Raw genomic sequence first — 22,521 nt, 5'->3', positions numbered from 1 at the left:
ACACCCTCATTGCCCGATAAAGACGTGGATGGTCGGGCCAGGCCCGACCATGACGACGGGCAGCCCTGCATAACGCCCCCTCGCCTCTCTGCGCGCGACCTGCCACGATCCCGGCCGCTTTCGATTCCCGCCCAAGCGATTCCAGACTCAAGCGATTCCAGCCCCAAGGTTGCACCATGGCCCTCGCCGAAGCTCCCGTTCAGGACAATGCCTATGCAGCGGCGCTTGCCCTGCTTGACCGCGCCCCGTTGATCGATGGGCATAACGACCTGCCCTACGTCATCCGCCTGAACCGGGCCGCGAAGGGCGATGTCGGCACCTATGATCTGACCAAGGTCCATGCCGAGGGCGACACGGACATCCCGCGCATGCAGGCCGGCAAGCTCGCCGGGCAGTTCTTCGCAGCCTATGTCCCGCCCAACCACCCCAAGCCGGCCGGCTTCGCGCTGGCGCAGATCGCACTGATGCGCGACATCCTCGCCAGGCATGCCGATGTGTTCCGCCCCGGCCTCTCGGCGCACGATGTCACTACGGCGAAAGCCGAGGGCCGGATCGCCCTGTTCATGACGATCGAGAACGGCTCGGCTCTCGACAACGAGCTCGATGCGCTCGACGCCTATTACGGGTTGGGCGTGCGCCTGATGACGCTCTGCCATAACGGCACTCATGACTGGTGCGATTCCGCCACCGATGCCCCCAGGCACAACGGCCTCAGCGCCTTCGGCAAGGATGTCATCCGGCGCATGAACAAGCTCGGCATGGTCATCGACCTCGCCCATGTCTCGCCCAAGGTGATGCATGACGCGCTCGACCTGTCGACCGCGCCGCTGGTCTGGTCGCATTCCAACGCCTTCTCGCTTTGCGACCATCCCCGCAACGTCCCCGACGATGTGCTCGATCGCGTTGCCGGCAATGGCGGCGTGGTCATGGCGACCTTTGTGCCCGATTTCATCAGCCAGGCCTCGCGCGACTGGCATCGCCCGGCCAAGGACCAGTATGGCAAGACGCCAGAGGGAATGGATTCCGCCAAGGCCGAGGCAGAGATCGTGGCGAAGGCCGGCCCTCGCCCCAAGGCGACGCTGCCGCAATATTGCGACCATCTCGATTACCTCGCCAAGCGCGTCGGGCACGACCATATCGGCATCGGCTCGGACTTCTTCGGCTGGGTCAATCCTGACGGGCTCGAAGACACCACCGTCTTCCCGGCGCTGATCGCGGAACTGATCCGGCGCGGCTGGTCGGAAGAGAATCTCGAAAAGCTCGCCGGCGGCAACATGCTGCGCGCGATGCGGGCCATAGAAGTCCGATGAAATTTACACAGCTAAACAACGCCCGCTACAAAAACGTACAAAAACTGCAAAGCCGATATATAGGGCAGCCGCTCAACCCGGATAAATCCTGAAAATCGACCGAAACATTTAGGACACCCAGCCTGCTTCATCCCATCTTAACCCTGTCCGACGAATAGCTGTACCCCTCGCAATGCCCAGGGGGTCGGCATGTTTAATTTGAAAGACGTCAGGATCGGCACGAAGATCGTATGTGCAGTGACCTTGATGGGGCTGGCAGGAATGGCCGGCAGCCTGTTTGCAGCGATGCAGATGAAACGCGTCGATGACAGTTATTCCGTCGTCATCGAAACCCGTCCGAAGGCAATGCTTGCCGCGGCCAGGGCAGCGCGCGCCGCAAACGACGTCACCGCACAGACCTATCGGGTCATCGCCTATCCCGCCGGCAGCACCGGCTTCGCCCAGGCCAAGGCGGAAGGCGAACTCGCCTATAAGGCGACCAACGACTTCCTTGCCGCCGCCGCCGCCGCCTTCCCCGAAGTGAAGTCGCAGGTCGACATTCTGACGGCGGAGGCGCGCGGCCTGAAAACTCTCGTCGACCAGGTCGTGAGTTTTGGCCAGAATGACGAAAACGAAAAGGCGCTGGTCATCATGAACCAGCTCGACGGCAAGCTGCGCACGCTCGTCAACAACATCGGGGCCTTCAACGATGCCCTCCTCAAGGATTCCGACAACCAGTCCACGGTGCTCACGGCCACGACCAACAGCACCGTGATCTGGACGATCGTGAGTTCAATCGCCGGCATTCTGGTCGGGCTGTTCGGTGCGATCCTGATGTCGTCCCGCAGCATTACCGCGCCGCTGAACCGCCTGAAGCTCGCGATGGGCGATCTGGCCGCCGGCAATTACGACGCACAAGTCGAAGACACCGACCGCAAGGACGAGATCGGCGCCATGGCCGGCACCGTGCTCGTCTTCAAGCAGAACGGCCTCGAAATGCGCCGGCTTGAGGCCGAGACCGAGGAATCGCGCGGCCTCGCCGAGACGCAGCGGACCCAGAGCGAGGGCGAACGCGTCACCCGCAGCAGGGAGCAGGAGCGCCTCTCCGCAGAACAGCGCGACGTGATGAACCTGCTCGCGAGCGGCCTCGATCGGCTTTCCCAGGGTGACCTGACCTGCCGCATCGATGTCCAGGTCGCCGAAGCCTATGAGAAGCTGCGCGACGACTTCAATACGGCCGTCTCCCGCCTCAGCGAGACGGTCGCCACCATCCAGGCGACCTCGGCCGATGTCGGAAACTCCGCCCGGGAGATCAACACCGGCGCAAACGATCTCTCGAAGCGGACCGAGGAACAGGCCTCCTCGTTGGAAGAAACCGCAGCGACGACCGAGGAACTCGCAGCCTCCGTCAAGGCTTCGGCACAGTCGTCCAGGGACGCCGTCGCGCTTGCCGAGCAGGCGATGTCGGTCGCCGAAAAGGGCGGCGCGATCGTCACCGATGCGGTCGATGCGATGGCGCGGATCGAGGCGGCCTCCCGCAAGATCTCCGACATCACCTCGGTGATCGACGAGATCGCCTTCCAGACCAATCTGCTCGCCCTCAACGCCGCCGTCGAAGCGGCGCGCGCGGGCGATGCCGGCAAGGGCTTCGCGGTTGTCGCCAGCGAAGTTCGCACCCTGGCCCAGCGCTCGGGCGAAGCCGCCAAGGACATCACGACCCTGATCGGCGAATCAGGACGCGAGGTCGAGCAGGGCGTCACTCTGGTGCGTTCCGCCGGCGAGGCCCTCCGCCAGATCGTCGCTGCGTCGCGCAAGGTCTCCTCGACGGTCTCCGACATCTCCGCCGCCTCCGCCGAACAGGCCAACGGCATCGACGAGATGAGCCAGACCCTGGCGCATATGGACGAGATGACGCAGCAGAACGCCGCATTGGCCGAGGAGAGCGCTGCCAGCGCGACCTCGCTCACGAACCAGATCCAGCATCTCAACGAGCTGGTCGCCAGTTTCCGGACGCATCTTTCCGCAGCGGGCCGCAGGAGCGCTCCCGTTCCAGCCGCGCAGCCGGCGTCCCGGCGCCGCGCCGCCTGAACCTGGCAGCACGCAATCTTCGGCAGGTCCTCGCCACGAGACACTTGCTCAAGCCGTCCGATGGGTTATGGCCTCGCTCTCTCCGAGAGCGAGGCCATTTCATTCATGACCGGATCAGGCACCGACCGCACGCGCCCGCCAGCGACAGCGCCTGCCCCCATCATCATTCTGGTCGAGCCGCAGATGGCCGAGAATATCGGCATGTGCGCCCGCGCCATGGCGAATTTCGGCCTTTCGGAAATGCGCCTCGTCGCGCCGCGCGACGGCTGGCCGACCGGCGGCGGCCTGAAAAAGGGCGCAACCTCCGCGGCCTCGGGAGCCACGCATATCCTGGAGAATGCCCGGCTTTACCCGAACACGGCCGAAGCGATCGCCGATCTCAACCATGTGCTGGCGACGACTGCCCGTGAACGCGGCCAGATGAAGCGCGTGGTGACGCCGGCCGAGGCGATGCCGCCCCTCGCGGAGCGGGTCGGCTCCGGCGAACGCGTCGGCATCCTCTTCGGCCGCGAGCGCATCGGCCTGACCAATGAGGAGATCAGCTTTGCGGACGCGATCCTGACCTTTCCGGTCAACCCGGCCTTCGCCTCTCTCAACCTGGCGCAGGCCGTGCTGCTGGCCGGCTATGAATGGTTCAAGGCCACGAATGGAGAGCCGCCCTTCCGGGAGCACAACACCTCGCCACCGGCCAGCCGCCTGACGGTCCTGTCCATGTTCGACTATGTCGAAAGCGAGCTCGACCTCTGCGGCTTCTTCCCACCGGGCAAGAAGGCGGTCATGACCGCCAATCTGCGCGATATCCTCCACCGGCTGAGCCTGACCGAGCAGGAAGCGCGCACGCTGCGCGGCGTGTTCAAGTCGCTGACCGAGGGGCCGCGCCGGCTGCGCGTGCCCAAGCCGGTCGAGGGCGAATAGAGCAGGCGTTCGACCCGTCGAACCAGCCCGTAATCCCGGACACACGGAAGCGCTGATCCGGGATCAGCGAGGCGGCTCAGCGCCAAGCCCCTTCCGCCAAAGCCCTGCCGCCAAAGCCCCTGCCGCCAAAAAGAAGCAGCCGGCCGCAAGCGGCCGGCTGTTGCATCAAGCTCGCGCTAACGCGCGCAAGCAAACGCTCAGAACTGATACTTCAGCGTCGCCTTCACGGTGCGACCCGGCTCGCTGTAATAGTCGCGCGCCTGCGGACGCGAGAGCGGGACGTTGACGGCATCCCAGTACTTCCGGTCGAAGATATTGTAGACGCCGACCTGCAATTCGAGGTCCGCGATCTCGGGCATCGGGCGCCACCAGGCGGAAGCATTGAAGAGAGCATAGCCCGGCGCCTTGAAGCCGGTGGTCGGCGGGCTCGTCGGGGTCGTCGAGACGTCGTCGCGCGCACCGGCCATCTTCGCCGAAACCTCGGCGCCCCAGCGATCGGTGCCGTAGGCAACGGCGACGATGCCCTGCACCGGTGGGATCGAGTTCAGGAAGGTGTTGTCGGTCTTGTTCAGGCCGCGGGTATAAGCGAAGGAGCCGCGCACCAGCCAGTTCGGCGCGAAGGCGTATTGCCCGTTCATCTCGACGCCCTGGATCTCGGCCTGATTGATGTTCCGGTAGCCGGTGATGCCACCCTGCAGGTATAGCCCATCGACGCCCGCAGCCTGAACCTGATAAGTCTCGATGAAATTGCGGTAATTGGTGTGGAAATAGGTGATCGAGCCGCCGAACAGCTTGTCGCCGAAGCGGGCGCCAACATCGATGCCGTTGCCGATTTCAGGACGCAGATTTGGATTGCCGGTGCGCAGATAGGTCGCGGGTCCGCCGAAGCGGCCATAGAGTTCGTCGGGTGTCGGCGCGCGGAAGGTCTTGGCCCATTGCGCGAAGACCGTCACGTCCTTCACCCAGGGCGCATTCTTCATGATGTCGTATTCGAGCCGGATGCGCGGCGAGAAGGCCGAGTCGCTGGAGGATGGCGGCAAGCCGATGGGGCGTGAACCTCCAAGCGTATACGCCGGTGTGTTCTGCGGCTTTTCCTCATACCAGTCGAAGCGCGCACCGGGCGTGAGACGCAGGCGATTGTCGAGCAGCCCGATCTCGTCATGCAAGTAGAAGCCGGCGAGCTTGCCGTCGATCTTCGGCTGGTCGGCCTGGTTGGTGTGGAGATTATTGCACGTCGCCAATGCGCCGGCGAAACGCCCTGACGCCGGACGTGCCGGGCAGTTGTCGACGCCGGCCGAATACTGCTCGAGCGAGGACATTCGCAGCTCCGTACCCAGCAACATGCGATGCGAGAACGCGCCGGTCTGGAAGTTCTTCACCAGATGGCCATTGAAGCCAAAGGCGTTTTCTTCGTTCGAATTGTCGCGGGCATAAGGGCCGACGATGCTGGTGAAGCGATAAGCGTTGGTCAGATCGTCGCGCTTCAGCCTCTGCCAGTAGAGCGTCGCATGGGCCTCGTCGAAGAAGGTGCCAGGCAGCCTGTAGTCATAGCTCAGCGAAACTCGGTTGCGCTCGACATCCTCGCCCGTCTGATAGGCGCCGGGTCGAAAATTCCCGGTCAGCGAGACCGTGTTGTTCCGGACCTGGGTGCGATCCGCGCGCTTGAAGAATTCGCCGGTGATGCCGAAGCGATGAACCTCGTCGACATAGTGGTAGACCTTGCCGAGGATATTGTACTGGTTGAAGTCGCTCGGATTGGGCGCGGTCCGCGTGGCGCCGATCGACTTGTTCGTGCCCTTGCTGTCGATCTCGTGCCCATCGCGGAAGCCGCCCTGGAGCAGGACCGAGGTGTTGTTCAGCCGCGCGGCGACCGCTGCGCTGCCGAACCAGGCGCGATCGGTGCTGTCGTATCCCGTCTTGGCGAGAGCGCCATAGGAACGACCGTTGCGGATCAAATCCTCCGGATCGAGCGTGCGAACCGCGAGCGCGCCGCCAAGCGCACCGCTGCCGAGCGTGCTGGCGCCGCTGCCGCCGCGCAGCAGGTCGAGTGTCGAGAGCGAATCGAAATCGAAGGCATTGCTTGCGCCGCGGTTGATGCGGGTGTCGACCAGGAATGGCTGGCGGATGCCGTCGATCGTCGTCAGCACGCGCGCGCCGTCGAGACCACGAATATTCAGCGAATTGCTCTGGCGGTTGAAGGTGATGCCGGCCTCGACGCGGTTCGACAGCTCCGACAGGCTCTGGATCTGCTGACGATCGAGCTCCTCGCGCGTCGTCCGGGTCGTGGTCGGTCCGGCGACCAGCGCCGTCCCCGCCTCGCCCTGGACGGTGATCTGGTCCAGCACCACCGGACTTTCGGCGAGCGGCGCGGTACCAACCGCTTGCGGACGGCTTTGTTGTGCGTGGGCCGGCGAAGCCAGTAGAGCCAACATCAGGCTGCCGAGCGCGACGCCGCCGCGCAACCTGCCGGAGTGATCACCCATCATTCAAGTCTAGCCCCCGCCGCCGCGGCCAAACAATGACCACGCCACAGCAATTTAAAATGAATATAAACAAGGCCTTATACTCTCGGACAAGGCTGACATCGGATATGTGCAACATTTCCGACTGTCAATTGTCCGTGAACAGAATGTAAAACTATAGATCTATTCTAATAAACAACTGGATCGCGACCTGGATTGCCTGCAATCCGGACATCCCCTTCATCGGGAGGGATAACGTCGTGCTCCCGACCTCGTGATCGTCACGGCGGCGTCGCAGGCCTGCGGCCTATTGCAACGCACAAGGGCGAGAGCATCATAAGGCGATGCCATCACGGACGCGCCCACGCCTGCTCGATCGCCGGACCCTGTTGACCGGAGGCAGCGCCTTGGCGGCTACGCTTGCCATGACGGGGGGACGTGCGTTCGCAGCCGATGTCGATGTCGTGGTCATCGGGGCCGGTGCTGCCGGCATCGCCGCCGCCCGAGATCTCCGGGCAGCCGGCCGCAGGGCGATCGTCCTGGAGGCGCGCGACCGCATCGGCGGGCGCGCTTTCACCGACACCTCGCTGGGCCCCGCTTATGACGCCGGCGCCATGTTCATCCACTGGGCGGAGCGGAACCCCTGGGTCCAGATCGCCCGCGGACTCGGCATCGAAACCCCGGGCGAGCCTGGGGGCGGCGGCTTCCGGGTCTTCGCCGAGGGGCGGCCCATGCCCGAGACCGATCGGCTGCGACGCCGCGCCGCCTTCGGCCAGATCGACCGCCGGCTCGATACCGTCGACATCACGGCGCGTGACATGTCGATCGCCGAACTGCTCGGCGATCTCGGCCCGGACATGGCCCCGATCGCCTCGTCGGGCCTGCTGCTCTCGATCGGCGAGGAATCGGCCCGGATTTCGGCGCGCGATTACCAGCGGCTCTGGGCCGGCGACGATCTCGTCGTGCCCTCGGGCTACGGCAATCTCGTCGCGCGCTATGGTGCGGGTCTCGACATCCGCCTCGACGAACCCGTCAGCGCCATCCGCTGGGACGGGCCGGGCGTGGTCGTGACGAGCCGGTCCGGCCAGCTTCGCGCCAATGCCTGCATCGTCACGGTCCCCGTCGGCGTGCTGAAAGCGGACGCGATCCGCTTCACCCCGGCCTTGCCGCCACCCACGCGCGACGCGCTGAATGGTCTGGGCATGGGCGCCCTGACCAAGATCGCGCTCAAGGTCGAGGGCGACCGCTTCGGCATCGCGCCCGATATGAGCTTCCTGGAAGCCGGCTCGTCGGACAAACTGATGAATTTCGACTTGTTTCCGGACAACAAGGACATCGTCATCGCCTATTGCGGCGGCGACTATGCGCGCGAACTGTCACGCGCCGGGCCAGCCGAGGCGCGCGCCCATGTCACCGATCTCCTGACGAAGATGATCGGCGAAGACTTTCGCAAGACGGTGAAAGCCGTCTCCTTCCCGGCCTGGTGGACCGACCCCTTCGCCCAAGGCTCCTACTCGGTCTGCCTGCCCGGCCAGGACAAGGCGCGCGAGGCGCTGGCCCGACCGATTGGCGGCCGCATCTGGCTCGCCGGCGAGGCCACGGCCGGCGGCGGCGCGATGACCGTCGGCGGCGCTACGCTGGCAGGGCGCGCGGCAGCGGCGGCGGTAACTAGATTGAAAGTATAAGCTCTCGAGCCGGATGTTTCGCGGGAACCTCGGCGACGTATCGAACGTTTAACCACCCGGAAAGCGAGGACTAGCGTCGCTCGCACGGCAGCCTTACTCGAATGCTCGAAGAGCGGCGCGGTGGCGACCAGTCCGGGTGGCAAAACGGGTTTCGGTGGAGAGCGTAGTGAAGTCTCGAAATCTGGCCGTAATGATCGGTGCGCTTGCGGGCATCACAGTGGCATCCTCGCAGGCTCAGGCCGGCTTGCTGGAAATGCTCTTCGGCGCTCCACGGCCTCCCCGCATCGAAACGCCCCTGGAAATGACGGTTCGCCCGAACAGGGACGCTAAGCCCCGAGCATCGAAGCCCAAGAGCTACGCCGAAACTCCGCCCAAATTGGCCACGCCGATCAACCCAGAAGAGTTTCCGGACTGGTATCTGACCGATCCGACCTTGCGCCGGGGCGACATCGTCGTGCTGCCGAAGAGGGTCCTCGTGTTCTCCGGTGGACGCGGAGCAAGACGTCGGGGCGATTTCGACAATCTCGGCGAAAGCCGCTTGGTCTCGAGCCGCGAGCGCGAGCGCATCAAACTGATGACCGAGTATGCGGACGGGCCGCTGGCGAAGTACAAGATCGTGCCCGATCGCGCGGGCACGCCGCCAGCCTTGAAGCTGGGTGCCGACCGGACCATCAACGTCATTCTGCCCTGACAGGGCGAAAGCATCGTTCTCAATAATTTCGCGTTTACGGTCCTTTGGAGGGCTGGTCATCCCGGACAAGCCGCATAGCGGCGCCGATCCGGGATCCATTCCAGAACGTCTATCGTCAAGGCTCAGGAATGGATCCCGGGTCTCCGCTGCGCTGCGCCCGGGATGACCAACCGAACGGGAAATGCGCTAAAGTTCGAGCTCCCAGTTCTGCCCCACCAGATCCTGCCCGAAGGAGTGGTGGCTCTCCTCGGCCACCAGCCCGAACCCCTCCGCGACATAGATCGCGCGCGCGGCATGCAGAATGTCGTTGGTCCAAAGCACCATGCGGCGATAACCGGCGGAGCGGGCAAAATCGATCGCCTCGCGAACCAGCGCCTTGCCCAGTCCCAGACCCTGTGCGCGCTTCTCGACGATCACCAACCTCAGCTTGGCGACCTCATCCGAATCCCGCACCACAAAGGCCGAGCCCACAGGCGCGCCGTCGCGTTCGGCAATCCGGCAACACTCCTTCAGCGGCTTGAAATCCCGCAGGAACTGCGCCGCGATCTCCGCGACGAACCCCTCGAAGCTGATGTCCCAGCCATAATCCTCGGCATAGAGCCGGCCATGGGCCGACACCACCCAACCGATGTCACCTGGTCGATGCTCCCGGATGATCGGCTTCACCACCGGGCTCGCGCCGCCTGAAAGCAGCGACTGCGCATCGCCCAGCGCCGAGACGAGCCGCGCCTTCGAGGTCGGCGCGAGCCTGGCGACGAGCGCCGCCGCCTGCTGCCGCGATGCCTCGTCGAGCGACTTGAAAGCTGCCCTGCCCGCCTGCGTCAGCCGCAGACTCAGCGCCCGGCCATCCTCCGGCAAGCGTTCGCGCTCCAGCCAGCCGGAGACGGCGAAGCGTTGGAGGATGCGTGAGAGATAGGCCGGGTCCAGTCCCAGATTCCGCGCCAGCTCGCCTGCAAGCCAGCCATCGCGCTGCGCCAACTCATAGAGCACGCGCGCCTCCGTCAGGGCAAAGCCCGACCCGTGCAGGCTGCCGCCCAGCGCGCCGATCCAGCGCGTATGAAAGCGGTTGAAACGGCGAATCGCTGCGACGGCGGCTGCATCGATATCTGTCATCGCGACCTCCATTTCCAAGGATCGATCAAGATAATGGACAGAGTCAACTAAATTTGAGCGCCCAAGCGGAGGCTTCGTTGACCTTCCCTTAACCCCTGTCTGGCGCAATCGGCGCTTCGCCCTCGTCCCCGCGGACAAAACCAATGCAGGTCGACCTTCTCGCTGGAACGGCCTATCGCACGGTTGCGATGCCCCAGCGCCAGCCCACCATCCTCGTTTTCGATTCAGGCCTCGGCGGCCTCACCGTGCTGGCGCGGACGACCCAGGCCCATCCGGGCGCCCGCATCGTCTACGCGGCCGATGATGCCGGGTTTCCCTATGGCCGCCTGTCCGAAGCGGAACTGGTCGAGCGTGTCCTGGCCGTGATGCAGCGGCTGACGGCACGCTTTCATCCCGATCTCGCGGTGATCGCCTGCAATACCGCATCGACGCTGGTCCTGCCGGCGCTCCGCGCGCGCTTCAGCATTCCTTTCGTGGGCACCGTGCCGGCGATCAAGCCAGCGGCAGCATCGACCAAGACCGGGCTGATCTCGGTGTTGGCGACGCCCGGCACCGTTGCACGCGATTACACGCGCGGGCTGATCGAGACCTATGCTGGCGCTTGCGACGTCACGCTGGTCGGCTCGACCCGGCTCGCCGGGCTGGCGGAGGCCGCGCTCAAGGGCGAAGCCGTCGACGATGGCGCGATCCTGACCGAGATTACCCCCTGCTTCGTCGAACGCGCCGGCAGGCGGACGGACGTCGTCACGCTGTCCTGCACGCATTACCCGCTGCTGCTGGAGCGGATGAAACGGGTCGCGCCCTGGCAGGTCGAATGGATCGACCCCGCCCCTGCCATCGCACGGCGGGTGACGCAACTTCTCGCCCCCACCGGCTCAACCGGCCCGGCAGCTGCCGGCGATGCCGTGGCGGTCTTCACCAGCGGCAGCGGCATCACCGGCCCGCTGCGGATCGCGCTGGCCGGCTACGGACTGGCCCAGGTCGCAATCGAGCCGATGTCGCTGGCACAGGCGTAGGTGAGTTGGCTTACTGGCTGGCGGACTGCTCAGCAGACCCGCTCTTACGGCGGTAGGAAGACGCGAGATCATTTTCAACGCCGATCGCGATCTGCCGCCATGAAAGCCGCTGGGCGCAGTTGATCTTGAATTCCGCGCTAAAGCCGAGCGAACCCACATCCAACAAGCGGACTGTGCAGTTTTGCGGCCAGAACGCATCGTACCGCATGTCGCGTGCCGGGCTCTCGCTATCGACCTCAATCACGCGAGACGATTGCGGAAAATAGGAACGAGTCCCGCGAATACGGGCCTTAGGACCGTCACTCTGGCAAAGCAACAGCAGGCGCCCTTTATCGAGATCGCAAGCGGACGTCCCGAGCCAACTCGCCCGAGCGTCGTCCGGGCTACGCGAAAGCTGTGAAACCTCGATTTCGCCCGTAACGACATCCTCCGGCCGAGGACGGATCATCAAGCGCGTCGCGAAAGGAGAGCCGTTCACATAGTGGACGAGCGCGAGTCGCTCGCGTGGCATCAACCATTCGCCCGCCTTGAAATGAAGTGGCTCGGATCGACGCGGGGCGCCTTCCCTGAAGAACAAGGAAAGTCTGTTCAGGGGTTCTGTCGCGACCACCGTGCGGTAGATCGGGCTGCTCGCAAGAGCTTCCAGAGCCGAACCTGTCAGAGTGATCACGACGGCGACTGGCGCGAGAAACCAAATTGCAAGAAGCCACATCGCTGAGCGGCTTCTCTTTTCCCAGAAGCGCATCGACCCAAGACAAAAACCGCTGCAGCACAGAGCAATTGCAAGACTGACGTAAAGCCAAGCCGCGTTTAGATCGGCAGGATCTATTACGCTTCGGCCGACGCCGATGCGCGGCGTCGAAGCTGGGCCGAAGACACCGAACGCGCTGGAGAAGACAAGAGCGGCAAAAATGCCTCCGCCAATATAGGCCTTCCACGACACTGCGATTTCCCGTGGCTCATCGCGCATCATGAGACCGGAGGCAATGTACAGCGGAAGGAAGAGCAGGAATCCGGAAAAGGCACCGGCCGCCGCAATGGCGACAGGAACGGCTATGACTATGCCGATCAGCGTTACGCCCAGCAGCGTTACGCCCAGCAGCGTCCCAACAAACATTCCAAATGTTACCGGGGCATTTATGAGGTTGAGGAAAGCGAACGGAAGAAGAAATAGGAATGTCCCGAGTGCGCGCGGAATCAATTCACCACGGTGGCAAACCAGATGTCCTAACGCGTGCAAGCACCCGAAAATAATGAGCGCCGGATACCAGACGTCGGGCAGGCGCGAAAATGAAGTATCCGAAAAAAGCGATGCCGACGGATCGACTTGAGCGCGTTCGACGACACCAAAGGCTACGAACAGCAGGGCGCCGACCACTGGCATGGTACACGTAGAGACGATTTGCGCGGCATTGACATTACGTGGGCTCGCCTCGGTCATGAGACGTCGTTATCAGCCCCTTGTGAAGATCCGCTTACGCGCAAGCAGCGCTCTCGTGTTGACTTTGGGCAGCTCGCATGGTTCTAAGCCGGCGTCGCGCGGGCCCAAAAGGCCCGCGTGGCTTTTTCCGCACCCGTGATCTGCTCGTAAAGAGCTGGATCTGTCGCCCCGGAAGCGGGGACAGGAGGGCGCGGTCCTCAACTCGCGAACCTAGAGGACACGCGATATGTCGAAGCGTCATGAGGCGAAATACAAGATTGACCGCCGCCTCGGTCAGAACATCTGGGGCCGTCCGAAGTCCCCGGTCAACCGTCGTGAATACGGCCCCGGCCAGCACGGCCAGCGCCGCAAGGGCAAGCCGTCCGACTTCGGCACCCAGCTGCGCGCCAAGCAGAAGCTCAAGGGCTATTACGGCTCGATCTCCGAGAAGCAGTTCCGCCGTTATTACGCCGAGGCGATCCGTCTCAAGGGCGATTCGGGCGAGAACCTGATCGGCCTGCTCGAGCGTCGCCTGGACGCCGTGATCTACCGCGCCAAGTTCGTGCCGACGGTCTTCGCTGCCCGTCAGTTCGTCAACCACGGCCACGTCACGGTCAACGGCAAGCGCGTCAACATCGCGTCCTACCAGGTCAAGCCGGGCGACGTGATCGCGATCAAGGAGAGCTCCCGCCAGCTCGCCATCGTGATCGAGTCGGCCCAGCTCGCCGAGCGCGACGTGCCCGATTATCTCGACACCGACCACAACAAGTCGACCGCCACCTTCACCCGCACCCCGACCCTGACGGACGTGCCCTATGCGGTGCAGATGGAACCGAACCTGGTCATCGAGTTCTACTCGCGCTGATCCGGAAGCTTAGGATCGAGCCGCAAGGCTCTGATCGGAATCAAGAAAGGGCGGCTCGCAGGAGCCGCCCTTTTTCATTTGAGCCGATCATGCGGGATCACCCGCACGACTCGCATTACAAATGCGAGCCAGCCTCGTCGCGGAAGAAATAGCAGCCGGCCCCGAAGCAAGCGATCAGGATCGACAGGCCATAGGGGCCAAACAGGCACAACAGGAAAACCGAGGCGATGAAGCCCCGCATCATCCACGTCAACCATGTGCTCTTCATGGCTTAACCTCCTTCGCCGAAGTTACTGCCAAGAGGTAAACGCCAGAGTATGAATCCAATTTGAACAACTGTGGTAAAGATCCGTTTACCTGTTCAGGAATCCGGATTTACCTTCGCAATCCGGCAATCATGTCCGCTGGCTGGAACGTCACGAAAAAGGGCGGCTCGCGAGAGCCGCCCTCGATCCGTTGGAAGCCGGAGCCGGTTATCAGCCGCGACGGTCGCGCCATTCGTCGCGCCCGCGGCGCGGCCCATGGTCGTCGTCGTCATTCTGGTCGCGGCCACCCCGGCGATCGTCCCAGCGCTCGCGCATCTCCCGGAAACGCTCGTGACCTTCAGCCATCGCCTCGCGAATGGAACGTCGCGCTACCGTCTTCTGCTCGTCGCTGAGCGTCACCCAGAGCGGACGAACCGCATCGGCCAGTTCCTTGGAGCGCGCCGCGCGTTCGCCCTGACGGGTCGCCATCATGTCGAGCCGTTCCATGATGTCGGCATGGCGGAAGTTCTCGCGCTGTTCGCGCATCGCGGGCCAGGTCGAGCGACGCGCCTCGGCCCGCTTCTTCACCAGGCTTTCCACGGTGTCGAAAAGCGGCACCTGCTCGGGCTTCAGCTTCATGTCGGCGCGCAGCTTGGCCAGGCGCTCCGTCATGCGGGCCTGAGCCTGCTCGGCGCGACGCTCGCGCCATTCGCTGCGGCGCTGCTCGCGGGTTTCGGAGCGCTCCTGGCGTGAACTGTCGCGGTCGCCTCCCGGAGAGGGAAGCGGCTGCGGCTGGGCGATCGCGAAAGTCGCTGTGAGGGCCGCAATCGAGGACGCGGCAATGAGGGCGATACGTTTCATGCAAAATCTCCCAAGAAGTCGTCCAGGATATAGATGAGGTCGTCCAGGATAGATGGGGTCGTCCATTCAGTCGCCGAGCGGGTCTCGAAGCCGGTTAGCGCTGATCACACGATGGTCGCGTCGCAGTGACCCGGTGATGGCGCAAGCATGAAAAGATCGTAATGTGGCGGAAGCGGGCCGGCGCCGCCGTCCGATTCGTTTTCCCATCCGCATTCGCCCATGCGCAACCTCATCACGGACGTCAAAGGCCTGCGCGTCGGGCAGGCGCATGACGCGGCCGCCGCAACCGGCGTGACCGTCGCATTGTTCGATCGCCCGACCATCGCCTCCGTCGCCGTGCTCGGCGGCGCGCCCGGCACACGCGACACTGCCCTGCTGGCGCCGGAGATGACCGTCGAGCATGTCGACGCCATCGTGCTTTCGGGGGGCTCGGCCTGGGGCTTGGCGGCGGCTGATGGCGTGATGTCCTGGCTGGCGGGCCAGGGCCGGGGCTTCCCGGTCGGCCAGCTGCGCATTCCTATCGTGCCGCAGGCCATACTCTTCGATCTTGCCAATGGCGGCGCCAAACCTTGGGCGCGCGGCGGCGAGGAAGCCCCCTATCGCCGGCTCGGCACGATCGCCGCCTCGCAGGCAGCAGACGATTTCGCGCTCGGCACGGCTGGCGCCGGTTACGGCGCGACCACCGTCAATCTGAAAGGCGGAATCGGCTCGGCCAGCGCGCGTGCCGCCACCGGCCAGATCGTTGGCGCGCTGGTCGCGGTCAATGCGGTCGGCACTGCCACGATCGGGGACGGCCCGCATTTCTGGGCGGCCCCCTTCGAGCGCGAAGGCGAATTCGGAGGCCTTGGTTGGCCAGGCGCAATCACGCCGGGGGATACGGCACTGCGCTTCAAGGGTGGGACTGGCCAGAACACCACGATCGCGCTGGTCGCGACCGACGCCGTATTGACCAAGGCGCAGGCCAGGCGGATGGCAATGGCGGCCCATGACGGGTTGGCGCGGGCCTTGCGGCCCGCTCATGCCCCGCTCGACGGCGACGTCGTCTTCGCTGCGGCCACCGGCCATAGCGGCGCACCATCGGACGCCTATGCGCTGACGGAACTGTGCGCGACGGCGGCCGATGTCCTGTCACGCGCGATCGCGCGCGGCGTTCATGCCGCGACCGCCCTGCCCTTTGCCGGAGCAAGACCAGCCTGGCGCGACAGGCATGGCGAATGACCACATCCAATTAGCCCGAGCGAGCACTCTCCCGGAGCGAGCACTCTCCCAGAGCGAGCACTCTCCCGAAGCGAGCACTTGGCATGCCGTTGAGACAGTCCCACAACAGGCAACAAACACTTGAAAATATTTACTGATTGGCAAGTCCGGAGCCGGCATATTACGTTGAATATCGCTCTTGTATTTCGTTGATTCACGCTGACAGCACTCGATCATCGAGAGTTTCACGGCATGCGCGAGATTATCTTCGGCGCCTTTTTCAGCCTTTTCGTGGCCATAGCGGCATTTCTCGTTGCCGCCTGGCCCATTCCCGGCCGCCCCGTCGCCTCGTTCTTCCCAACCGGAATATCCGCAGCCGAGGCCTCGGCCGCGATCGGGCGATCTGGAGGCAGCCTGCTCGAATTCGGCGACACGCCGTCTCTCGTCATCAGCATCGGCCAACAGCCCGACTACGTCGCCGAGCTCTACCGCTCCGGGGCGTGGCTCGTTGCCAACGCAGCCCTGGCACGCCTGTGCATGGGCAGATCATGACGAACGCGGACATGACCGACATCCACGGTCTGCGCGCGCGTTTCGCCTGTGTGCTGGTTGCACTGATCTGGCTCAATACGGGGCTTCTGGCATTCGCCGCTCATGTCATGGGCGCCGACAATGCCAATCTGCTCGTCGGCTGCAGCGCTGCATTGGCCGCCCTGACGACCCTGCTCTGGCGCAGCCTGGGCACTGAATGGCTGACCCGACAGGTCAGCTCCATCACCGCGATGGGTCAGGTGATGCTTCTGGTCTATGCCTTCGCGGGGCACCCCTACCAGTCCGACATGCACATGTACTTCTTTGCCATGCTGGCGGTGCTCGCAGGCTGGCTCGACTGGCGCATCTTCATTACGGCGACGATCGCGATTGCAGCCCATCACAGCGCCCTGAGCATCGCCTATCCCGAGGGTGTCTTTCCGAACGGAAACGGCGCCGGCCGTGTCCTGCTCCACGCCGTCATCGTCATCGTACAAGCCTCGGCGCTGAGCTGGATCGTGCACTATCTCAGGGTCGCCCTGGTCGCCTCCGAGACCGAGCGGCGGGCAGCGACCGCAGCCAGACTGGTCGCGGAAGAGGCCCGCAACGAGGTCGCGACGACGACGCAGAAGGCCGCCATCGAGCGCCAGAGCATGCTGCGCGCGGTCGCCGACGATTTCGAGAACAAGGTTGCCGGCATCGCCAGGGATGTGAGCGCGTCGGTTCAGACGCTCCGCTCCGCCTCGCAACAGATGATGGCGGGAGCAACGGAGGTTGCGGAACGCTCCGGCGCTGCGGCCACCTCGTCGAACCACACCTCGGCCAATGTCGTGGCTGTGACCCATGCGACCGCCGAGCTGGTAACATCGATCGGGGAAATCGACAGGCAGATCGCCGAAAGCGCCCGGATCGTCGAGGCAACCACCGCCAAGGCCCGGACGGTGCTCGAAACTGTCGATCGCCTGTCGAGAAAGGCTGACGATGTCGGCAATATCGTCGGGACGATCTCGACGATCGCCAAACAGACGGACCTGCTGGCGCTCAACGCCGCCATCGAGGCTGCCCGCGTCGGCAAGCTGGGCAGCGGCTTTGCCGTGGTCGCGCATGAGGTCAAGGCGCTGGCAAACCAGACCTCGCAGGCCACCGAGGAGATTCAGGGCGAGATCGCGGCCATGCGCCGTTCGAGCGAGGACGCCAGCCGCGCCATCGACATCATGAACCTCACGATCGGCTCCCTGAACCAGATGTCGGCTGCGGTGGCGGTCGTCATGGAGCAGCAGAACGCCGCGACGGCCGGGATCACACGCAACATCCAGGTCACCGCCAACGAGGCCGTGACGATATCGAGCAATATCGAAATCGTCAGCCGCGTCGCCGCCGAAACGGGACAGGCCGCGAACTACGTCGCCGAATCTGCCGATGAACTTGCCCGGCAATCGGCGCATCTCGACGTCGAAGTGGCGCAGTTCCTCGGCCGCATCCGCGCCGCCTGAGGCGCGACGCGAAGGCCGATTTCCGCATGAGCGGAAATGCGCTATTGGCGTGCCATGTCCACCGATGCATTCCTCGCCCGCTTCGGCGCGCCCGGCGCAAGCCAGCCCGATCCAGTCGCCGCCGCACAATCGGCGATGCGCAACAAGCTGCCCAAGCGCTTCTACGAAACCGCCACCGTTCTCGAGCGCGACGGGCTTTTCCATGTCGCGCTCGACGGCAAGACGGCGCGCACGCCCGCCCGCAATCCGCTCGCGGTCGGCTCGCGTCCCGTCGCCGAGGCGCTGGCAGCCGAATGGCAGGCCCAGGCCGAGCGCGTCGATCCCGCGCACATGCCCCTCACCCGGCTGGTCAATTCGGCTCTCGACGGGGTCGCCGACCAGCACCTGGCGGTGCGGGCCGAAATCGTGCGCTATGCCGGCAGTGATGCGCTCTGTTACCGCGCGTCCGAGCCCGAGGCGCTGGTCGCGCGCCAGGAAGAGGTCTGGGAGCCGATCCGCCAGCATGTCGAGACGCTGATCGGCGCGCGCTTCACCCTCACGCAGGGCGTCATCTTCGCCGAGCAGCCTGCGGGCACGCTGGAGGCTTTCGCCGGCCATGTCGACGCGATCCCGGCGCCGCTGGCGCTCGCCGGCGCGCATAATGTCATGACCCTGACGGGCTCGGCACTGGTGATGCTGGCGCTTGCCGATGGCCATCTCGATGCGGACGCAGCCTGGAACGCGGCGCATCTCGACGAGGACTACCAGATCGGCATCTGGGGCCAGGACGAGGAAGCAGCCGAGCGGCGCGTCATCCGGCGCGGCGAATTCGATGCCGCCGTGCTGTTGTTGAAACACGGTTAGCCAAAAGCTGAACGACCGGCCGGTGGACTTGAGCGGCCGCGCCGCTTAATCCGGGATGCAGAGACATTTCGTCGGCTCCGGGGCGCCCGCCATGAAAGATATTCTCGAACAGCTCGAAGATCGTCGCGAGGGCGCGCGCCAGGGCGGCGGCGAGCGGCGCATCGCGGCCCAGCACAAGCGCGGCAAGCTCTCCGCGCGCGAGCGGATCGAACTGCTGCTAGACCGCGACTCCTTCGAGGAGTTCGACATGTTCGTGCAGCATCGCTGCGTCGATTTCGGCATGGACAAGGCCGACAAGATCCCCGGCGACGGCGTCGTTACCGGCTGGGGCACGGTCAATGGCCGCACCGTCTTCGTCTTCTCCAAGGATTTCACGGTATTCGGCGGTTCGCTGTCCGAAACCCATGCCCAGAAGATCACGAAGATCCAGGACATGGCGCTGAAGATGCGCGCGCCCATCGTCGGCCTGTTCGATGCCGGCGGAGCCCGCATCCAGGAGGGCGTCGCGGCGCTCGGCGGCTATGGCGAGGTCTTCAAGCGCAATGTCGCGGCTTCCGGCGTGATTCCGCAGATCTCCGTGATCATGGGCCCCTGCGCCGGCGGCGACGTCTACTCGCCGGCCATGACCGATTTCATCTTCATGGTCCGCGACACCAGCTACATGTTCGTGACCGGCCCCGAAGTGGTGAAGACCGTCACCAACGAGACCGTGACCTCCGAGGAGCTCGGCGGCGCCAAGGTGCATACGAGCAAGTCCTCGGTGGCGGACGGCTCCTTCGAGAATGATGTCGAGGCACTCCTGCAGGTGCGCCGGCTGATCGACTTCCTGCCCGCCAACAACACGGTCGGCGTGCCGGAATGGCCGTCATTCGATGTGCCCGATCGTGTCGACATGAGCTTGGACACGCTGGTCCCGGACAACCCGAACAAGCCCTACGACATCAAGGAGCTGATCCTGAAGACGCTCGACGAGGGCGATTTCTTCGAGATTCAAGCTGCCTATGCCGGCAATATCGTCACGGGCTTCGGCCGCATCGAGGGCCGCACTGTCGGCGTCGTCGCCAACCAGCCGATGGTGCTGGCCGGCGTGCTTGATTCCGATGCCTCGCGGAAAGCCGCCCGCTTCGTGCGCTATTGCGACGCCTTCGAGATCCCGATCGTGACGCTGGTCGACGTCCCCGGTTTCCTGCCGGGTACGGCGCAGGAATATGGCGGCCTGATCAAGCACGGCGCCAAGCTGCTCTTCGCCTATAGCGAGTGCACCGTGCCGCTGGTCACCGTCATTACACGCAAGGCCTTTGGCGGCGCCTATGACGTGATGGCCTCAAAACATATCGGCGCGGACGTGAACTATGCCTGGCCGACCGCGCAGATCGCGGTGATGGGCGCCAAGGGCGCGGTCGAGATCATCTTCCGCGGCGGCGATGCGGAGACCATCGCGCGGCAGACGAAAGAATACGAAGACCGTTTCATGTCGCCCTTCGTTGCTGCCGAGCGCGGCTATATCGACGAAGTCATCATGCCGCATTCGACACGGCGCCGGATCGCGCGCGCGCTGGCGATGCTCCGGACCAAGAATGTCGAACGCCCCTGGCGCAAGCACGACAACATTCCATTGTGACCTCACGGGCACGTCATGCTCGGGCTCGGCCTGAGCATCTCCGGCCGAATGAGCGGCGAGCCCGCGCCTTCTCGTCAGGAGATTCTCGGGTCTGCGCTTCGCTCCGCCCGAGAATGACGGCCTAAAAACCCGCTCAATCCAGCGTGCTCCTGAAGCGCATCAACGCGAGCCCGGCATAGGCCGGAACGAAGACGGCGAGGTAAAACACCTCCCGGCCGACATCGTCGAGCCCCGCGCCTTTCAGCATGATCGCGCGGATAACGCGCAGGAAATGCGTCAGGGGGAAGAGTTCGCCCAGGCTTTGCGCCCATCCGGGCATGCCGGCGAAGGGGAACATAAAGCCAGACAACAGCAGCGACGGCAGGAAGAAGAAGAAGGTCAGTTGCATCGCCTGGAGCTGCGTGCGTGCCACCGTCGAAATAGTGTAGCCGAGCAGGACCAGCGCCAGCACGAAGATCAGCACCGAACCGAGCAGCAGCGCCAGCCCGCCGAGAAAAGGCACGCCGAAGAGCAGCTTCGCGGCGCTGAGGACCACCGCGACCTGCACGCAGCCCACCGCGAGATAGGGCAGAACCTTGCCGAGCATGATCTCGCTCGCCGTCGCCGGCATGGCCAGCAGGTTCTCCATCGTGCCGCGCTCGATCTCGCGGGTCAGCGCCATCGCGGTCATCATCACCATGGTCATCTGCAGGATCACGCCGAGCAGGCCGGGCACGATATTGTATTGGGTAATGCCCTCGGGATTGTAGCGGCGGTGCACGACGAAGGAGAGAGAACCTTCGTCTTGTTCTTTGGTCGCCGCCTGAAGCCCCTGCGCGCGCAGCAGAGCCCGGTTGGCGACGGTCTGGAGCGAGGCCACCGCTCCGCTCGATGCCGCGGGATCGGTCGCATCCGCCTCGACCAGGATGCGCGGTGCGTCGGCACGTTCCACACGCGTGCCGAAATCGCTGGGAATCGTCACGAGGAACGAGATTGCTCCGCGCGCCATCAGGCTCTCTGCCTCCGCCGCGCTCTCCGGCCGCCTCTCGAAGCGGTAATAGCCGGAGACCTCGAGCGCCGAGACCACGGCGCGGGTGTAGCGGTCCTGCCCCAGCGCCAGGATCGCGGCCGGCAGTCCCTTCGGATCGTTGTTGATCGCGAAGCCGAACAGCAGCAGCTGGACGATCGGCACGACCAGCATCATCGCGAAGGTGATGCGGTCGCGCCGCATCTGCACGAACTCCTTGGCGAGGATCGCACCCAGCCGCCCCGCTGACAGGGCCGCGTTCATGCCGCCCTGTCCTGCGCGCCCGTCATGAATTTGATGAAGACGTCTTCAAGGCTGGTCTCGCCCGGCTCGACCTTGATGTCCGGCTGCTGCGCCAAAGGCGCAAGAGCGGCTTCGAGTTTCTCCCGGTCCGTGCCGACGACATGGAGCGTCGTCCCGAACGGCGCCACCTGCTCGACGCCATCGGCCGCGGCGATCTCCCGGATCTGAGCCGGTTTGAGCGAGCCATGGACGACGAAGGTGACGAGACCCGAGCCGCTTACGACCTCATCCACCGTTCCCGTCGCGAGCATGCGGCCATAGGCGATATAGCCGATGCGGTGGCAGCGCTCGGCCTCGTCCATGTAATGCGTCGAGACCAGCACGGTCAGCCCGTCGCCAGCGAGACGGTGGATCTCGTCCCAGAATTCGCGGCGCGCTTTCGGATCGACGCCGGCCGTCGGCTCGTCAAGCAGCAGCAGCCTGGGCTCGTGCATGATGCAGGCTGCCAGCGCCAGCCGCTGCTTCCAGCCGCCCGACAGAGTGCCGGCAAGCTGGTCCTTGCGCGAGCTGAGGCCAAGCCCCTCCAGCGTTCGGGCGACTGCGGCGGCTCGCGGCTTCAGGCCATAGAGCCGCGCGACGAAGGTCAGGTTCTCCTCGATCGTCAGGTCCTCGTAGAACGAGAAGCGCTGCGTCATGTAACCGACCTGACGTTTGATGGCGGCGCTCTGGGTCCGCACATCCAGCCCAAGCACGGTGCCCTCGCCGGCATCGGGCGTCAGCAGGCCGCAGATCAGCCGGATCGTCGTGGTCTTGCCCGAGCCGTTGGGACCGAGGAAGCCGACGATTTCACCCGGTGCGACGCTGAGATCGACATTGTCGACGACAGTCCGCGTGCCGAAACGCTTGGTCAGTCCCCGGACGTCGATCGCGTTCACGA

The 22,521-nt window shown here is 64.6% G+C and carries 19 protein-coding genes; 12 read left to right on the top strand and 7 right to left on the bottom strand.

Annotated features, from left to right (window positions below; translation table 11 throughout):
• Positions 1-176: 176 nt before the first annotated feature.
• The 3 genes from C4S73_RS09265 to C4S73_RS09255 all read left to right on the top strand — a co-directional run bounded on the left by C4S73_RS09265 (position 177) and on the right by C4S73_RS09255 (position 4,292).
• Positions 177-1,310 (top strand): dipeptidase, encoded by a 1,134-nt coding sequence (locus tag C4S73_RS09265; RefSeq protein ID WP_103872187.1) that lies wholly within the window; start codon positions 177-179, stop codon positions 1,308-1,310.
• 189 nt (positions 1,311-1,499) lie between these two features.
• On the top strand, positions 1,500-3,377 hold the full coding sequence (locus C4S73_RS09260) for a methyl-accepting chemotaxis protein (RefSeq protein ID WP_103872186.1): 1,878 nt from the start codon (positions 1,500-1,502) through the stop codon (positions 3,375-3,377).
• A gap of 105 nt (positions 3,378-3,482) precedes the next feature.
• Positions 3,483-4,292 (top strand): RNA methyltransferase, encoded by an 810-nt coding sequence (locus C4S73_RS09255; protein WP_103872443.1) that lies wholly within the window; start codon positions 3,483-3,485, stop codon positions 4,290-4,292.
• 197 nt (positions 4,293-4,489) lie between these two features.
• On the opposite strand, the gene C4S73_RS09250 is transcribed toward C4S73_RS09255, so the two are convergent.
• Positions 4,490-6,775, bottom strand: a complete 2,286-nt coding sequence (locus C4S73_RS09250; protein ID WP_160115708.1) for a TonB-dependent hemoglobin/transferrin/lactoferrin family receptor — start codon at positions 6,773-6,775, stop codon at positions 4,490-4,492.
• 404 nt (positions 6,776-7,179) lie between these two features.
• Between C4S73_RS09250 and C4S73_RS09245 the strand changes: the two genes are divergently transcribed.
• Both C4S73_RS09245 and C4S73_RS09240 read left to right on the top strand, forming a co-directional pair.
• A complete protein-coding gene (locus C4S73_RS09245; protein ID WP_103872184.1) occupies positions 7,180-8,439 on the top strand; it encodes a flavin monoamine oxidase family protein in 1,260 nt (419 codons plus the stop codon).
• A gap of 190 nt (positions 8,440-8,629) precedes the next feature.
• The gene (locus C4S73_RS09240; protein ID WP_103872183.1) at positions 8,630-9,130 is read left to right on the top strand and encodes a hypothetical protein; all 501 of its coding nucleotides are present in this window, start codon (positions 8,630-8,632) and stop codon (positions 9,128-9,130) included.
• A gap of 186 nt (positions 9,131-9,316) precedes the next feature.
• Here the strand turns inward: C4S73_RS09240 and C4S73_RS09235 are convergent, their stop codons facing one another.
• Positions 9,317-10,243, bottom strand: a complete 927-nt coding sequence (locus C4S73_RS09235) for a bifunctional helix-turn-helix transcriptional regulator/GNAT family N-acetyltransferase (RefSeq protein ID WP_103872442.1) — start codon at positions 10,241-10,243, stop codon at positions 9,317-9,319.
• Between the two features lie 143 nt (positions 10,244-10,386).
• Between C4S73_RS09235 and murI the strand changes: the two genes are divergently transcribed.
• Positions 10,387-11,259: a glutamate racemase gene (gene murI / locus C4S73_RS09230; protein ID WP_103872182.1), complete on the top strand. Its 873-nt coding sequence runs from the start codon at positions 10,387-10,389 to the stop codon at positions 11,257-11,259.
• 10 nt (positions 11,260-11,269) lie between these two features.
• Here murI and C4S73_RS09225 read toward each other — a convergent pair whose 3' ends face one another.
• Positions 11,270-12,700, bottom strand: coding sequence for a hypothetical protein (locus tag C4S73_RS09225; RefSeq protein WP_146071309.1), 1,431 nt, complete (start codon positions 12,698-12,700; stop codon positions 11,270-11,272).
• A gap of 226 nt (positions 12,701-12,926) precedes the next feature.
• Between C4S73_RS09225 and rpsD the strand changes: the two genes are divergently transcribed.
• Positions 12,927-13,544, top strand: coding sequence for a 30S ribosomal protein S4 (gene rpsD, locus C4S73_RS09220; protein ID WP_103872180.1), 618 nt, complete (start codon positions 12,927-12,929; stop codon positions 13,542-13,544).
• Positions 13,545-13,659: 115 nt separating this feature from the next.
• On the opposite strand, the gene C4S73_RS28170 is transcribed toward rpsD, so the two are convergent.
• Both C4S73_RS28170 and C4S73_RS09215 read right to left on the bottom strand, forming a co-directional pair.
• Positions 13,660-13,812: a hypothetical protein gene (locus C4S73_RS28170; RefSeq protein ID WP_160115707.1), complete on the bottom strand. Its 153-nt coding sequence runs from the start codon at positions 13,810-13,812 to the stop codon at positions 13,660-13,662.
• A gap of 208 nt (positions 13,813-14,020) precedes the next feature.
• Positions 14,021-14,650 (bottom strand): Spy/CpxP family protein refolding chaperone, encoded by a 630-nt coding sequence (locus C4S73_RS09215; RefSeq protein ID WP_160115706.1) that lies wholly within the window; start codon positions 14,648-14,650, stop codon positions 14,021-14,023.
• A 219-nt stretch (positions 14,651-14,869) separates the two neighbouring features.
• Here C4S73_RS09215 and C4S73_RS09210 point away from each other — a divergent pair, with 219 nt between their 5' ends.
• The 5 genes from C4S73_RS09210 (at position 14,870) to C4S73_RS09190 (ending at position 20,335) form a co-directional block, all read left to right on the top strand.
• Positions 14,870-15,868 (top strand): P1 family peptidase, encoded by a 999-nt coding sequence (locus tag C4S73_RS09210; RefSeq protein ID WP_103872178.1) that lies wholly within the window; start codon positions 14,870-14,872, stop codon positions 15,866-15,868.
• A 231-nt stretch (positions 15,869-16,099) separates the two neighbouring features.
• The gene (locus tag C4S73_RS09205; RefSeq protein ID WP_103872177.1) at positions 16,100-16,399 is read left to right on the top strand and encodes a hypothetical protein; all 300 of its coding nucleotides are present in this window, start codon (positions 16,100-16,102) and stop codon (positions 16,397-16,399) included.
• A gap of 11 nt (positions 16,400-16,410) precedes the next feature.
• Positions 16,411-17,871 (top strand): methyl-accepting chemotaxis protein, encoded by a 1,461-nt coding sequence (locus C4S73_RS09200; protein WP_160115705.1) that lies wholly within the window; start codon positions 16,411-16,413, stop codon positions 17,869-17,871.
• Between the two features lie 54 nt (positions 17,872-17,925).
• Positions 17,926-18,714, top strand: a complete 789-nt coding sequence (locus tag C4S73_RS09195) for an ATP12 family chaperone protein (protein WP_103872441.1) — start codon at positions 17,926-17,928, stop codon at positions 18,712-18,714.
• Between the two features lie 91 nt (positions 18,715-18,805).
• Positions 18,806-20,335: an acyl-CoA carboxylase subunit beta gene (locus C4S73_RS09190; protein ID WP_103872440.1), complete on the top strand. Its 1,530-nt coding sequence runs from the start codon at positions 18,806-18,808 to the stop codon at positions 20,333-20,335.
• A gap of 133 nt (positions 20,336-20,468) precedes the next feature.
• Here C4S73_RS09190 and C4S73_RS09185 read toward each other — a convergent pair whose 3' ends face one another.
• Positions 20,469-21,605, bottom strand: coding sequence for an ABC transporter permease (locus tag C4S73_RS09185; RefSeq protein ID WP_103872175.1), 1,137 nt, complete (start codon positions 21,603-21,605; stop codon positions 20,469-20,471).
• A complete protein-coding gene (locus C4S73_RS09180) occupies positions 21,602-22,519 on the bottom strand; it encodes an ABC transporter ATP-binding protein (protein WP_103872439.1) in 918 nt (305 codons plus the stop codon). Before C4S73_RS09180 ends, C4S73_RS09185 begins: the two co-directional genes overlap by 4 nt.
• Positions 22,520-22,521 lie beyond the last annotated feature (2 nt).

The organism is Allobosea lathyri, assembly GCF_900108245.1.
Taxonomy (GTDB): domain Bacteria; phylum Pseudomonadota; class Alphaproteobacteria; order Rhizobiales; family Beijerinckiaceae; genus Allobosea; species Allobosea lathyri.
Note: the sequence above shows the minus strand (reverse complement) of the source record. Positions and strands in the feature narration are given on the sequence as shown.